The 14,118-nt window shown below is 66.4% G+C and carries 15 protein-coding genes; 3 read left to right on the top strand and 12 right to left on the bottom strand.

The genetic code is table 11. From position 1 onward, the window contains the following. Positions 1-29: 29 nt before the first annotated feature. From ACYAF3_RS18150 to ACYAF3_RS18125, 6 genes are all read right to left on the bottom strand, one after another. Positions 30-665: a protein-L-isoaspartate(D-aspartate) O-methyltransferase gene (locus ACYAF3_RS18150; RefSeq protein ID WP_003098558.1), complete on the bottom strand. Its 636-nt coding sequence runs from the start codon at positions 663-665 to the stop codon at positions 30-32. A gap of 32 nt (positions 666-697) precedes the next feature. Further along, positions 698-1,447 (bottom strand): 5'/3'-nucleotidase SurE, encoded by a 750-nt coding sequence (gene surE, locus ACYAF3_RS18145; protein WP_003092341.1) that lies wholly within the window; start codon positions 1,445-1,447, stop codon positions 698-700. Continuing rightward, the gene (gene truD / locus ACYAF3_RS18140) at positions 1,435-2,502 is read right to left on the bottom strand and encodes a tRNA pseudouridine(13) synthase TruD (RefSeq protein ID WP_003098559.1); all 1,068 of its coding nucleotides are present in this window, start codon (positions 2,500-2,502) and stop codon (positions 1,435-1,437) included. The genes surE and truD overlap by 13 nt, the downstream gene beginning before the upstream one ends. Next, complete coding sequence (ispF, locus tag ACYAF3_RS18135) at positions 2,499-2,972, bottom strand: 2-C-methyl-D-erythritol 2,4-cyclodiphosphate synthase (protein WP_003098560.1); 474 nt, start codon at positions 2,970-2,972, stop codon at positions 2,499-2,501. The genes truD and ispF overlap by 4 nt, the downstream gene beginning before the upstream one ends. 70 nt (positions 2,973-3,042) lie before the next feature. Then, positions 3,043-3,894, bottom strand: coding sequence for an S-formylglutathione hydrolase (fghA, locus tag ACYAF3_RS18130; RefSeq protein WP_003113869.1), 852 nt, complete (start codon positions 3,892-3,894; stop codon positions 3,043-3,045). 53 nt (positions 3,895-3,947) lie between these two features. Further along, complete coding sequence (locus tag ACYAF3_RS18125) at positions 3,948-5,060, bottom strand: S-(hydroxymethyl)glutathione dehydrogenase/class III alcohol dehydrogenase (RefSeq protein WP_003092351.1); 1,113 nt, start codon at positions 5,058-5,060, stop codon at positions 3,948-3,950. A 131-nt stretch (positions 5,061-5,191) separates the two neighbouring features. Here ACYAF3_RS18125 and gfnR point away from each other — a divergent pair, with 131 nt between their 5' ends. The 3 genes from gfnR (at position 5,192) to yedF (ending at position 7,616) form a co-directional block, all read left to right on the top strand. Beyond that, positions 5,192-6,100: a glutathione-dependent formaldehyde neutralization regulator gene (gfnR, locus tag ACYAF3_RS18120; RefSeq protein WP_003098564.1), complete on the top strand. Its 909-nt coding sequence runs from the start codon at positions 5,192-5,194 to the stop codon at positions 6,098-6,100. Between the two features lie 75 nt (positions 6,101-6,175). Beyond that, positions 6,176-7,402, top strand: a complete 1,227-nt coding sequence (gene yedE, locus ACYAF3_RS18115; protein WP_003098565.1) for a selenium metabolism membrane protein YedE/FdhT — start codon at positions 6,176-6,178, stop codon at positions 7,400-7,402. Then, complete coding sequence (yedF, locus tag ACYAF3_RS18110; RefSeq protein WP_003092358.1) at positions 7,368-7,616, top strand: sulfurtransferase-like selenium metabolism protein YedF; 249 nt, start codon at positions 7,368-7,370, stop codon at positions 7,614-7,616. The genes yedE and yedF overlap by 35 nt, the downstream gene beginning before the upstream one ends. 60 nt (positions 7,617-7,676) lie before the next feature. Here the strand turns inward: yedF and ispD are convergent, their stop codons facing one another. The 6 genes from ispD to tilS all read right to left on the bottom strand — a co-directional run bounded on the left by ispD (position 7,677) and on the right by tilS (position 14,060). Further along, the gene (gene ispD / locus ACYAF3_RS18105) at positions 7,677-8,381 is read right to left on the bottom strand and encodes a 2-C-methyl-D-erythritol 4-phosphate cytidylyltransferase (RefSeq protein ID WP_003122146.1); all 705 of its coding nucleotides are present in this window, start codon (positions 8,379-8,381) and stop codon (positions 7,677-7,679) included. A gap of 19 nt (positions 8,382-8,400) precedes the next feature. Beyond that, complete coding sequence (gene ftsB, locus ACYAF3_RS18100) at positions 8,401-8,685, bottom strand: cell division protein FtsB (protein ID WP_003098569.1); 285 nt, start codon at positions 8,683-8,685, stop codon at positions 8,401-8,403. Between the two features lie 64 nt (positions 8,686-8,749). Next, on the bottom strand, positions 8,750-10,039 hold the full coding sequence (gene eno / locus ACYAF3_RS18095) for a phosphopyruvate hydratase (protein ID WP_003092364.1): 1,290 nt from the start codon (positions 10,037-10,039) through the stop codon (positions 8,750-8,752). A gap of 45 nt (positions 10,040-10,084) precedes the next feature. Next, the gene (gene kdsA, locus ACYAF3_RS18090; protein ID WP_003092365.1) at positions 10,085-10,930 is read right to left on the bottom strand and encodes a 3-deoxy-8-phosphooctulonate synthase; all 846 of its coding nucleotides are present in this window, start codon (positions 10,928-10,930) and stop codon (positions 10,085-10,087) included. 2 nt (positions 10,931-10,932) lie between these two features. Then, complete coding sequence (locus ACYAF3_RS18085; protein WP_003092366.1) at positions 10,933-12,561, bottom strand: CTP synthase; 1,629 nt, start codon at positions 12,559-12,561, stop codon at positions 10,933-10,935. A 170-nt stretch (positions 12,562-12,731) separates the two neighbouring features. After that, the gene (gene tilS / locus ACYAF3_RS18080) at positions 12,732-14,060 is read right to left on the bottom strand and encodes a tRNA lysidine(34) synthetase TilS (RefSeq protein ID WP_003098572.1); all 1,329 of its coding nucleotides are present in this window, start codon (positions 14,058-14,060) and stop codon (positions 12,732-12,734) included. Between the last annotated feature and the right edge of the window lie 58 nt (positions 14,061-14,118).

The raw sequence follows: 14,118 nt of genomic DNA, 5'->3' as shown, positions 1-14,118 counted from the left end.
CAATCGGGCCGGCGACGCCGGCCGCCGGCTCAGGCGATCGGGCCGTTGAGCAGCGGGACGAAACGTACCGAGTCGAGTACCTGGCGGCTGAACCCGTCCTCGGTGCGGACGATCAGCATCAGTTGCTGGACCTCGCCGCCACCGACCGGGATCACCAGGCGCCCCCCCGGGGCCAACTGGTCCAGCAACGACTGCGGGACTTCCGTGGCCGCCGCGGTGACGATGATTCCATTGTAGGGAGCCAACGCCGACCAGCCCTCCCAGCCATCGCCCCAACGAAAGACAACATTACGCAGGTTTAGCTCCGCAAGACGCTCCTTGGCCTTGTCCTGCAACGCCTGGATCCGCTCGACGGAGAAGACCCGCTCGACCAGTTGCGCCAGCACCGCGGTCTGGTAGCCGGACCCGGTACCGATCTCCATGACCTTGTCCAGCGGGCCGGCCGCCAGCAGCAACTCGGTCATCCGCGCCACCATGAATGGCTGGGAAATGGTCTGGTTGTGGCCGATCGGCAGGGCGGTGTCTTCGTAGGCGCGATGCGAGAGCGCCTCGTCGACGAACAGATGACGCGGCGTGCGGCGGATCACCTCGAGCACGTGGGCGTTGGACAGGCCTTCTTCGTACAGGCGCTGGATCAGGCGCTCTCGGGTACGCTGGGAGGTCATGCCGATACCCCGGCGATGCAGGTCTTCGGACATCACGTCAGTCCTCCCAGCCACTCGTCGAGGCCGCCGAAGGCTTCGTGGAAGGTGCGGTCCAGCTGCAACGGAGTGATCGACACGTAGCCTTGCATGACCGCGTGGAAATCCGTCCCCGGCCCGCCATCCTCGGCATCGCCGGCCGCGGCGATCCAGTAGCCTTCCTTGCCGCGCGGATTGACCACCTTCACCGGTGCGGCGGCACGGGCGCGGTGCCCGAGGCGGGTCAGTTGGATACCACGTACGCGATCCAGCGGCAGGTTCGGGATATTGACGTTGAGCACGGTACGCGGCGGCACGGCCAGGCGCTCGTGGGCGGAGACCAGCAGGCGGGCGAAGTGCATGGCGGTGGGCAGGTTGTCCGTCAACCGCGAGACCAGCGAGAAGGCGAAGGCCGGCCCCTTCAGGAAGCGCCCTTCGATGGCCGCCGCCACGGTACCGGAATAGAGGACGTCATCGCCGAGGTTGGCGCCCAGGTTGATACCCGAGACCACCATGTCCGGCAATTCCTCCAGCAAGCCGTTCAGGCCCAGGTGCACGCAGTCGGTCGGCGTGCCGTTGAGGCTGATGAATCCGTTGTCCAGGCGCTGCGGGTGCAGCGGGCGGTCCAGCGTCAGGGAACTGCTGGCGCCGCTCTTGTCCTGGTCGGGGGCGATCACTACGCAATCGGCATGATCCGCCAGCGCGTCGTAAAGCGCGGCGATACCGGGTGCGGTCACCCCGTCGTCGTTGGCAATCAGTATGCGCATGGGTTTTCCGTCTGCCCTGTCGGTACCAGGTCGAGGATTTCACGCACCACTACGGTGGCGAAACAACCGGCCGGCAGGACGAATTCCAGTTGCAGAACATCAGGTTCGGGATAATGCCACGCCAGCCCCTGGATGGGGAGCCGCAGGATGCGCCGTTCGTGCGCCATGCCCGCCTTCGCCAGCCAGCGGCAGAGCGCCGGCTCGCGCCCGGCCAGGGCCAGCTCGCGTTCGAGGACGCCGGCGCCGCTCGGCGGATCGCCCTCGCCCCAGAGCGGTCCGGTGGGGTGCAGGTCGAGGGCGGCCAGACGGGCATCGCGGCATTCTTCCTCGCCAGCGAGGAAAAAGCTGCGGCTGTCGGTGAAGGCCAGCAGGTCACCGACCGCTGCCCGGTTCCAGCTACCCTCCGCGACCCGCTCGGCGAGCAGGCGATTGAACAGGTAGCTGCGCCCGGCGGAAAGGAAGCGCGAACGCAGGTTGCGGTTCGCCGGCAGCAGGTCCTGTTCCGCGCAACTGCGCGCGTCGACCAGGTTGCCGCCGCCGTGGCCGAAGCGTTGCAGGCCGAAATAATTGGGCACGCCGTCCGCGGCGATACGTTCCAAGCGCGCGTCGAGAAGGGCACGCTCCGCCCGCAGCCCGGTCAGACGCAGGGTGAAGCCGTTGGCGGCATGCGCGCCTCGCTGCAACTTGCGCGAATGACGGGTGCAGCGAAGAATCCGCAGGTCCGCGCCCTCGGCTGCACCCAGGTCGGGATCGGCCTTGCCCGGCAGGTGCAGGCTGAACCATTGCCGGGTCAGTGCCTGGCGGTCCTTCAACCCGGCGTAGCTGACGTTCTTCTGCTGCACGCCGGCGGCGCGGCCGAGGCGACGGGCCGCCTCCTCGGTGTTCAATCCGCGCTTTTCCACCCACAACCAGAGGTGCTCGCCTTCACCGCTGAGGGGAATGTCCAGCACCTCGTCGACCTGGAAGTCCTCGGCCACGGCCTTGAGCACCGCCTCGCCGCAGGCTGCCCCATGGGCGCGCGGCCCGAGCAGGTCGAGTTCGCCGAGAACGCTCATCGGGCCATCAGCAAAGCGACCGCATGTACAGCAATGCCCTCTTCGCGTCCGGTGAAACCTAGCCGCTCGGTAGTGGTGGCCTTGACGTTGACCTGGTCGACCGCGACGCCGAGGTCCTCGGCGATCAACCCGCGCATGGTCTCGATGTGCGGCGCCATCTTCGGCGCCTGGGCGACGATGGTGGCGTCGACGTTGCCGACCTTCCAGCCCTTCTCGGCGACGATGGCGACCACGTGTCGCAGCAGCGCGCGACTGTCGGCGCCCTTGAACCGCGGGTCGGTGTCCGGGAAGTGCTTGCCGATGTCGCCCAGCGCCGCCGCGCCGAGCAGCGCATCGGACAAGGCGTGCAGCAGCACGTCGCCGTCGGAGTGGGCGACCAGCCCATGTTTGTGGGGAATGCGCACACCGCCGAGGGTGATGAAGTCGCCCTCGCCGAAGCGATGCACGTCGTAGCCATGGCCAATTCGCATGAAAAAACGCCCTGGTTGGAATCAGGGCGTGATTCTACCCCGGATCGGGACAGGCTTCAGGTATCGCGGATCAACCGTTGAGAACCCCGGCATGATGGCGCAGGTGATCCTCGATGAAACTGGCGATGAAGTAGTAGCTGTGGTCGTAGCCTGGTTGCAGACGCAGCTCCAGCGGGTGGCCGGCCTTGTCCGCCGCATTGCGTAGCGCTTCCGGCTTGAGCTGGACGGCGAGGAAGTCGTCGCGCTCGCCCTGGTCGACCAGGATCGGCAAGCGTTCGGACGCACCCTCGAGCAACGCACAGGCATCCCACTCGCGCCAGGCCGCCGGGTCCTCGCCCAGGTAGCGGGAGAACGCCTTCTGGCCCCAGGGACAATCGCTCGGATGGCAGATCGGCGCGAAGGCCGACAGCGACAGGTAGCGCCCCGGGTTGCGCAGCGCGCAAACCAGCGCGCCATGCCCACCCATCGAGTGCCCGCTGATGCCGCGCCGCCGGGACACCGGGAAATGCGCCTCGATCAGCGCCGGCAACTCGTGCACCACGTAGTCGTGCATGCGGTAGTGCGCGGCCCAGGGCTCCTGCGTGGCGTTCAGGTAGAAGCCTGCGCCCAGGCCGAAGTCCCAGGCGCCGTCGGGATCGCCGGGGACACCGCTGCCGCGCGGGCTGGTATCCGGCGCCACCAGTACCAATCCCAGTTCGGCGGCGACCCGCTGGGCGCCGGCCTTCTGCATGAAGTTCTCGTCGGTACAGGTCAGCCCGGACAGCCAGTACAGGGCCGGCAGCGCCGCCTCCGGCTCGGCCTGGGGCGGCAGGTAGATGGCGAAGACCATCTCGCAGTTCAGGGTCCGGGAAAAATGACGGTAACGCTGGTGCCAGCCGCCGAAGGTCTTCTGGCTGCCGATCAGTTCGAGGGAATCCTTCACGTGACCTCCGTGAAACGGTCGTGGCGAGCCGCAGGGCCCGCCGCGACGGCTTGTCAGTAATGAATGACGGTGCGGATGCTCTTGCCTTCGTGCATCAGCTCGAAGGCCTCGTTGATGTCCTCCAGCCCCATGGTGTGGGTGATGAAGGTATCCAGCGGGATCTCGCCCTTCTGCGCCTTCTCGACATAGCTCGGCAACTCGCTGCGCCCGCGCACCCCGCCGAACGCCGAACCGCGCCAGACGCGGCCGGTGACCAGTTGGAACGGCCGAGTGCTGATTTCCTGGCCGGCACCGGCGACACCGATGATCACCGACTCGCCCCAGCCCTTGTGGCAGCATTCCAGCGCGGCGCGCATCAACTGCACGTTGCCGACGCACTCGAAGGAGTAGTCGACGCCGCCATCGGTCAGTTCGACGATGACGTCCTGGATCGGCTTGTCGTAGTCCTTCGGATTGATGAAGTCGGTGGCGCCCAGTTCCCTGGCGATATCGAACTTGCCCGGGTTGATGTCGACCGCGATGATGCGCGCGGCCTTGGCCATCTTCGCCCCGATGATCGCTGCCAGGCCGATGCCGCCCAGGCCGAAGATGGCAACGGTAGCGCCCTCTTCCACCTTGGCGGTATTCAGCACGGCGCCGATCCCGGTGGTGACGCCGCAGCCAAGCAGGCAGACCTTCTCCAGCGGGGCATCCTTGGGAATCTTCGCCAGGGAGATTTCCGGCAGCACGGTGTATTCGGAGAAGGTCGAGCAGCCCATGTAGTGGAAGACCGGCTCGCCCTTGTAGGAGAAACGGCTGGTGCCGTCGGGCATCAGGCCCTTGCCCTGGGTGGCGCGTACGGCCTGGCAGAGGTTGGTCTTGCCGGACAGGCAGAATTTGCACTTGCCGCACTCGGCGGTGTAGAGCGGGATGACATGGTCGCCCACCTGCAGGGAGGTCACGCCCTCGCCCACCGCTTCGACGATACCGCCACCTTCGTGGCCCAGGATGCACGGGAACACCCCCTCGGAATCCTGGCCGGACAGGGTGTACGCGTCGGTATGGCAGACGCCGGTGGCGACGATGCGCACCAGTACCTCGCCCTTCTGCGGCGGCGCCACATCCACCTCGACGATTTCCAACGGCTTGTTGGGGGCGAAGGCGACGGCGGCACGGGACTTGATCATCTGGGAACTCCTGAACGATGGAAGCCGGCGGGCCGCTAAGCGACCCACTGAAACGGAAAGTGTAGAAAACCGCGTTTCAAGGAATAATCAGGCAATAATCAAAACATTATTGCCATACAGGGACAATCCAGATGAATCGCTGGGAAGGACTCGACGAATTCGTCGCTGTCGCCGAAACCGGGCAGTTCACCGCGGCAGCCGAACGCATGGGCGTTTCCTCGTCGCACATCAGCCGCCAGGTCGCCCGCCTGGAGGAGCGCCTGCAGACCCGCCTGCTCTACCGCAGCACCCGGCGAGTATCGCTGAGCGAAGCCGGACAGACCTTCCTGCAACATTGCCAGCGCCTGCAGGACGCCCGCGACGAAGCCCTGCGCGCGGTCAGCGACCTCTCCGCGGAGCCCAAGGGCCTGCTGCGCATGACCTGCGCGGTAGCCTACGGCGAACGTTTCATCGTGCCGCTGGTGAATGCCTTCATGGCCGACTATCCGCAACTGCGGGTCGACATCGAGCTGTCCAACCGCCAGTTGGACCTGCTCCACGAGGGCTTCGACCTGGCCATCCGCCTCGGCCGCCTGAGCGATTCGCGATTGGTCGCCACACGGTTGGCACCACGCGTCATGTACCTCTGCGCCACCCCGGAATACCTGCGCCGCCACGGCACTCCGCAGTCGCCGGCGGAACTCGGCCAGTTCAACTGCCTGATCGGCAGCAGCGACCTGTGGAGCTTCCTCGAGGACGGCCGGGAAACCCAGCACCGGGTCCAGGGCAACTGGCGCTGCAACAGCGGCCAGGCGGTGCTCGACGCCGCCCTGCGCGGCTTCGGCCTGTGCCAGCTGCCCGACTACTATGTGATCGAGCATCTGCGCAGCGGCCGCCTGGTCTCCCTGCTGGAAGGCCACCAGCCGCCGAATACCGCGGTATGGGCGCTGTACCCGCAGCAGCGGCACCTGTCGCCGAAAGTCAGGCAACTGGTGGACTATCTCAAGGAAGGCCTGGCGCAATCCCATCCGGGACTCGCCGGGGAGAAAAACCTGCGCTGAAGCAGTAAGGCGATTCACCGCTGCGATAGACTTGGCGGTTTCCCGTTCCATCCGCTATCGATTCAAGGAAGTCGCATGTCTGCCTTCAATGCGTTTCGCCAACGCTACCTGGTGAGGTTCTGGTCGCCGCTGCCGGCGCTGGTCGCCCTCGGCGTCGCCTCCGCCTACTACTTCGCGCTCACCGGCACCTTCTGGGCGGTGACCGGCGAATTCACCCGCTGGGGCGGCCACGTGCTGTCCTGGTTCGGCTACCAGCCACAGGACTGGAGCTACTTCAGGCTGATCGGCCTTCAAGGCACGCCGCTGGACCGGATCGACGGAGTGATGATCATCGGCATGTTCCTCGGCGCCCTGTGCTGCGCCCTCTGGGCCGGCAACGTCAGCCTGCGCTGGCCGACCAGCAAACGTCGCCTGCTGCAGGGTCTGGTCGGCGGTATCGTCGCCGGCTTCGGCGCGCGCCTGGCGATGGGCTGCAACCTGGCGGCGTTCTTCACCGGTATCCCGATGTTTTCCCTGCACGCCTGGGCCTTCATGTTCGCCACCGTCGGCGGCGCCTGGATCGGCGTGAAGATCAGCCTGCTGCCGTTCCTGCGCACACCGCTGAAAGTCGGCGCCACGGCCAGCGCCCTGCCCAGCGCCGAAAGCCTGGCCCGACGCGCACGCCTGCAGGCCCGCCTGGGCCTGGCGGTGCTGGCGCTCGCCGCGCTGTTCGCCGCCTGGCGCTTCGAGGTATCGCTGGTGCTGGGCATGGCCTGCCTGTTCGGCCTGCTGTTCGGCGGCCTGATCGAGCGCGCGCAGATCTGCTTCACCAGTGCCGCACGGGACCTCTGGACCACCGGCCGGACCCGCGCCGCCTTCGGCATCCTGCTCGGCATGGCGGCCGCCTGCATCGGTACCTTCGCCGCGATCCGCCTGGGCGTCGCGCCGAAGATCTTCTGGATGGGCCCGAATGCGATCATCGGCGGCATTCTCTTCGGCATCGGCATCGTCCTCGCCGGCGGTTGCGAGACCGGCTGGATGTACCGCTCGATGGAGGGCCAGGTGCACTTCTGGGTGGTCGGCATCGGCAACGTCATCGGCGGAACCCTGGTGGCGATCTTTTGGGACCAGTTGGGCACCCGCCTCGCCCTGCCCTATCCCAAGCTCAACCTGCTGGAAAGCTTCGGGCCCGGCAACGGCCTGCTATTGACCTTCGCCGGCCTGGCCCTGTGCCTGCTGCTGGTGCAACTGAACGCCTCCCGATTCACCCGACCGCGGAAACCGAACCATGAGCCAGACCGACAAACCGACCCTGTCGCTTGACCTGCGCGGCGAACATTGCCCGTACAACGCCATCGCCACCCTGGAAACCCTGGCGACCATGCAGCCGGGCGAACGCCTGGAAGTGGTCACCGACTGCTCGCAATCGGTCCACGGGATTCCCGAAGATACCCAACGCCAGGGCTACAAATGCCTGGCGGTGGAGCAGCATGGCGCGCTGTTCCGCTTCCTCATAGAGGTGCCGCTGGAAAGCTGAACGAGCGAGCCTGCAACGACAAGAAAGCCGACCCTCGGGGCGGCTTTCTTGTGCCAGGGTTCAGTGCGGAAAACTGCGCTGCAGGCGCAGCAGGTCTTCCGGGGTGGTGATCTTCAGGTTGTCGGCGCGCCCTTCCACCAGCTTCGGCGCATAGCCGGCCCACTCCATCGCCGAAGCCTCGTCGGTGATCGCCACGCCGGCCACCAACGCATCGGCCAGCGCCCGGTGCAGGGCGCCGAGGCGGAACATCTGCGGCGTATAGGCCAGCCAGACCACCGAGCGGTCGATGGTTTCGCTGACCCGGCCGTCGCGGTCGGAGCGCTTGAGAGTGTCCCTCGCCGGCACCGCCAGCAGCCCGCCGACCGGATCTTCGGCGAGTTCTTCGAGCAGGCGGTCGAGGTCGCCGCGGGTCAGGTTCGGCCGCGCGGCGTCATGCACCAGCACCCAGTCGTCGGCCTGTGCCCCCAACTCCAGCAGGCGCAGCAAGCCGTTCAACACCGAGCCGGCGCGCTCGACGCCCCCGGCGGCGCGCTGCACATGCCGGCTGGCGGCGCAGTCCAGCCCGGGCCAGTAGGGATCGTCCTCGGCCAGGCAGACCACCAGGCCCCTGAGCATCGGGTGTTCGAGGAAACAATCGAGGGTGCGCTCGATCACGGTGCGACCGGCAAGATCGAGATATTGCTTCGGGCGGTCGGCGCGCATGCGCGAACCCACGCCGGCGGCGGGGATCACCGTCCAGAAGGCGGGAAGGTCGGAAGTCGTCATCGGGAGAAGGGTCGTCAGCTCACTTGGCGAGCTGGTAGAGGGTTTCGCCGTCCTTGACCATGCCGAGCTCGTGCCGCGCACGCTCCTCGACGGTCTCGGTGCCTTTCTTCAGCTCGGCGACTTCGGCTTCGAGAATCCGGTTGCGCTCCAGCAGGCGCTCGTTCTCGCCATGCTGGTCGGCGATCTGCTTCTGCAGGTCGCGCACCTGCGCCAGGCTGCCATCGCCGACCCACAGGCGATATTGCAGGCCCGCCAGCGCCAGGATCAGCACCACGAACAGCCAGTAGGGGCTACGTAACCTCAAGCCTCGAACTCCTTGAGAAGAAAAGGGGTGGCTCTTGCCACCCCTTCACCGTACCAGACTAGGCTCAGCCGCGGAATTCCGCGCGACCACGGTACGGCGCCTTGGCGCCCAGTTGCTCTTCGATGCGCAGCAACTGATTGTACTTGGACACGCGGTCGGAGCGGCACAGCGAACCGGTCTTGATCTGACCGGCGGCGGTACCCACGGCCAGGTCGGCGATGGTCGAGTCCTCGGTTTCGCCGGAGCGGTGCGAGATCACCGCGGTATAGCCGGCGGCCTTGGCCATCTGGATGGCTTCCAAGGTCTCGGTGAGCGAACCGATCTGGTTGAACTTGATCAGGATCGAATTGCCGATGCCCTTCTCGATGCCTTCCTTGAGGATCTTGGTATTGGTCACGAACAGGTCGTCGCCGACCAGTTGGACCTTGGCGCCGATCTTGTCGGTCAGGCCTTTCCAGCCGGCCCAGTCGGACTCGTCCATGCCGTCCTCGATGGAGATGATCGGGTAGCGCTGGGTCAGGCCGGCCAGGTAGTCGGCGAAACCGGCGGCGTCGAATACCTTGCCTTCGCCTTCCAGGTCGTACTTGCCGTCCTTGAAGAACTCGCTGGAGGCGCAGTCCAGGGCCAGGGTCACGTCGTCGCCCAGCTTGTAGCCGGCCTTCTCGACGGCCTCGGCGATGGCGGCCAGGGCGTCTTCGTTGGACGACAGGTTCGGCGCGAAGCCGCCTTCATCACCGACGGCGGTGTTCAGGCCACGGGCCTTCAGCACGGCCTTGAGGTGATGGAAGATCTCGGCGCCCATGCGCAGCGCCTCGGCGAAGTTCTTCGCGCCGACCGGCTGGACCATGAATTCCTGGATATCGACGTTGTTGTCCGCATGCTCGCCGCCGTTGATGATGTTCATCATCGGCACCGGCATGGAGTACTGGCCGGGAGTGCCGTTGAGGTCGGCGATGTGCGCGTACAGCGGTACGCCCTTGGCCTGTGCGGCGGCCTTGGCGGCAGCCAGGGACACCGCGAGGATCGCGTTGGCGCCCAGCTTGGCCTTGTTCTCGGTGCCGTCCAGCTCGATCATCGCGTGGTCGAGGGCTTTCTGGTCGGCCGCGTCCTTGCCCAGCAGCAGGTCGCGGATCGGGCCGTTGATGTTGGCCACGGCTTTCAGCACGCCCTTGCCCAGGTAACGGCTCTTGTCGCCATCGCGCAGCTCGAGGGCCTCGCGGGAACCGGTGGAAGCACCGGAAGGCGCGCAGGCGCTGCCGACGATGCCGTTGTCCAGGATCACGTCCGCTTCAACGGTAGGGTTGCCGCGGGAGTCCAGGACCTCACGGCCCTTGATGTCGACGATCTTTGCCATTCTTGTTAACACTCCGAAGTGAATGAACGGGGCGGTCTGAGGAGACTAGGCAGTCTCGATTGCAGGAAAGCTCTTGATCAGCTCGTCCAGTTGCTTGAGCTGGGACAGGAAGGCTTCGAGTTTGTTCAGGCGCAGCGCGCACGGACCGTCGCACTTGGCGTGCTCGGGGTCCGGATGGGCCTCGAGGAACAGCCCGGCGAGCTTCTGGCTGAGCCCGGCCTTGGCCAGGTCGGTGACCTGGGCGCGCCGGCCGCCGGCGGAGTCCGCGCGACCGCCAGGCATCTGCAGGGCGTGGGTGACGTCGAAGAATACCGGGTACTCGAACTGCTTCATGATGCCGAAGCCGAGCATGTCGACCACCAGGTTGTTGTAACCGAAGGAGGAGCCGCGCTCGCAGAGGATCAGGCGGTCGTTACCGGCTTCCTCGCACTTGGTCAGGATGTGCTTCATCTCCTGGGGCGCGAGGAACTGGGCCTTCTTGATATTGATCACCGCGTTGGTCCTGGCCATCGCCACCACCAGGTCGGTCTGTCGCGAGAGGAAGGCCGGCAGCTGGATGATGTCGCAGACCTCGGCCACCGGCTGGGCCTGGAACGGCTCGTGGACATCGGTGATGACCGGTACCTTGAAGGTCTTCTTGATCTCTTCGAAGATCTTCATTCCCTCTTCCAGGCCCGGACCACGGAACGAGTGGATCGAGGAACGGTTGGCCTTGTCGAAGCTGGCCTTGAACACATAGGGGATACCGAGTTTCTCGGTAACCCGTACGTATTCTTCGCAGACCTGCATGGCCAGGTCGCGCGACTCCAGCACGTTCATGCCGCCGAACAGCACGAACGGCAGGTCGTTGCCGATCTGGATATCGCCGACGCGAACGATCTTCTGTGCCATGCTCAGGCCTTCCCGGAATATTTCAGCGCGGCGTTGACGAAACCGCTGAACAGCGGGTGGCCATCACGCGGTGTGGAGGTGAACTCCGGGTGGAACTGGCAGGCGACGAACCACGGATGCTCCGGGGCCTCGACCACTTCCACCAGGGCGCCGTCGCCGGAGCGGCCGGAAATCTTCAGGCCGGCCTGCTCCAGTTGCGGCAGCAGGTTGTTGTTCACTTCGTAGCGATGGCGATGGCGCTCGACGATCACGTCCTTGGCATAGCAGTCGTGCACCAGGGTGCCGGTCTGCAGCTGGCACTCCTGGGCGCCCAGGCGCATGGTGCCGCCCAGGTCGGAAGCTTCGGTGCGGATCTCGGTGGCGCCGGTCGCGTCCTGCCACTCGGTGATCAGGCCGACCACCGGATGGCCGCTGGACTTGTCGAACTCGGTGGAGTTGGCGTCGCTCCAGCCGAGCACGTTGCGGGCGTATTCGATGACCGCGACCTGCATGCCCAGGCAGATGCCCAGGTAGGGGATCTTGTTCTCGCGGGCGTACTGCACGGTGCTGATCTTGCCTTCCACGCCGCGCAGGCCGAAGCCGCCCGGGACCAAGATGGCGTCGACGCCTTCCAGCAGGCTGGTGCCCTGCTGCTCGATGTCTTCGGAGTCGATGTAGCGCAGGTTGACCTTGGTGCGGCTCTGGATGCCGGCGTGGGTCATCGCCTCGATCAGCGACTTGTACGCGTCCAGCAGTTCCATGTACTTGCCGACCATGGCGATGGTGACTTCACGCTCGGGGTTGAGCTTGGCATCGACCACCCGGTCCCATTCGGACAGGTCGGCCTGCCCGCACTCCAGGCCGAAGCGCTCGACGACGATGTCGTCCAGGCCCTGGGCATGCAGCACCGACGGGATGCGGTAGATGGTGTCGACGTCTTCCAGGGCGATCACCGCGCGCTCCTCGACGTTGGTGAAGAGCGCGATCTTGCGCCGCGAGGAGACGTCGATCGGGTGGTCGGAACGGCAGACCAGCACGTCCGGTTGCAGGCCGATGGAGCGCAGCTCCTTGACCGAGTGCTGGGTCGGCTTGGTCTTGGTCTCGCCGGCGGTGGCGATGTACGGGACCAGGGTCAGGTGCATCAGCATCGCGCGCTTGGCGCCGATCTCGACGCGCAGTTGGCGGATCGCCTCGAGGAACGGCTGCGACTCGATGTCGCCGACGGTGCCACCGATCTCCACCAGGGCGACGTCGGCATCGCCGGCGCCCTTGATGATGCGCCGCTTGATCTCGTCGGTGATGTGCGGGATCACCTGCACGGTGGCGCCCAGGTAGTCGCCGCGGCGTTCCTTGCGCAACACGTCCATGTAGACGCGGCCGGTGGTGAAGTTGTTGTTCTGGGTCATGGTGGTACGAACGAAGCGCTCGTAATGGCCCAGGTCCAGGTCGGTCTCGGCGCCGTCCTGGGTCACGAAGACCTCACCGTGCTGGAACGGGCTCATGGTGCCCGGGTCCACGTTGATGTAAGGGTCCAGCTTGAGCATCGTGATCTTCAGGCCACGCGCTTCCAAGATCGCAGCCAGAGAAGCCGAAGCGATGCCTTTCCCCAATGAAGAAACAACACCACCCGTGACGAAGATGTAGCGCGTCATGAAAAACCCTAGAAGTCAGCGTTTAGGCGGGATCAACCGCCGGGGATTCGGAGAAGGGAGGCCAGCTCCCGCCACGGACAAATCCGTGGGCAAAGCAAACTCCTGCTGATTCCGGAGGGAATCGGCGGGAGCAGTACAAGACGGGAGCGTAGTCTACTGGAAACGGCTTACTAGCTCAAACCCGGGTCGTTCGTCGGCGGGCTCCAGGACAGTCGCCAGCCCCCCTCGCGGGGACTGTCCAGGCCAGGAATGTTGGCCACCGCGAGCAGTTCGTCGGCTCGGAAGAGCAGCGGCAAACGACCGCGCAGGAAGCTCGGTACGCCCGCTTCGTTGAGCAATCGCTTGAGGTCGCGGCGACCGCGCCCGGCCAGGGCCAGCACCTCCCCACCCCGCCGGTAGTCGACGCGCAACGGCCCCGCCGGAACCTCGCCGAGCAACGCCAGCCGACCATTGCCGGGAAGAAGCAATGGATGAGCGGGACGCTCCCAGACGAACGGTCCCGCCGCCGCCCGCCAGTCCGCCGGCAACCACCAGATCCGCCCCGCGCCGCGACGCAGCTCGCCGCTCTCCAGGCGCCAGATCGGGTCGGCATCGTCGCCGGCATCGCGCAACGACTCCCAGCCGGCCCAGTGGTCACTGTCCGGCAACCGCGTCAGCTGCCCCAGCCAGGCCCGCAGCAGGTTGCGCTGGCGCGCAGCGCTGAGGCGGCGCAGAGGCTCCAGGGCGATCCGGGGCAGATCCAGCCAGTCCGGCCAATCCAGTTCCGAGGGTTGGCGGCAGGCCCGGAGGTCGATGGCGGCCAGTTCAGCCAGCAGGTCTTCGGCCTCGCGCAGATGCGCCGCGCAGCGCGCCATGCCGGCGACGGCCTGCGGCCAGTGGGAGGCGAGACGCGGCATGATCTCCCGGCGCAGGTAGTTGCGCGAGAAGCGCGGATCCTGGTTGGAAGGATCCTCCACCCAGTCCAGCCGGTGCGCCTGCGCATAGGCTTCCAGTTCGGCGCGGGAAACCCCGAGCAAGGGTCGGCACAGGCGGCCGCCGCCCAGCGGCCGGCTCGCCGGCATCGCCGCCAGGCCGCGCAGGCCCGCTCCACGCAACAGGCGGAACAGCAGGGTCTCGGCCTGGTCGTCGAGGTGCTGCGCGGTGAGCAGCACCTGTCCCTCGCCCAGGCTCGCCTGGAATGCGCGATAGCGGGCGTCGCGCGCCGCCTGCTCGATGCTGCCGCCAACGGCGACCTGCACCCGCTCGACCCGCAGCGGGATACCCAGCGACCGGCAGACCGCCTGGCAGTGCGCCGGCCAACCGTCCGCCGCAGCCTGCAAGCCATGGTGGACATGCAGCGCCGACAGCGCCGGCAAGGCTTCGCTCCGGGCCAGTTGGGCGAGCAGATGCAGCAACACCGTGGAATCCAGCCCGCCGGAAAACGCCACGCACCAGCCCCCCGCTTCGCGCCAGGGCGCCAGGGCCTGTAACAGACGGGATTCGAGCGGCACCGCCGGCATGCTTGCGCTCCTCATGCGACAAGCCCGGCGAATGCCGGGCTTGTCGATCGTACCAGTG

Source organism: Pseudomonas sp. TZ252, assembly GCF_056110345.1.
The sequence above is the reverse complement of the archived record's forward strand: the minus strand, read 5'-3'. Positions and strand labels throughout refer to the sequence as shown.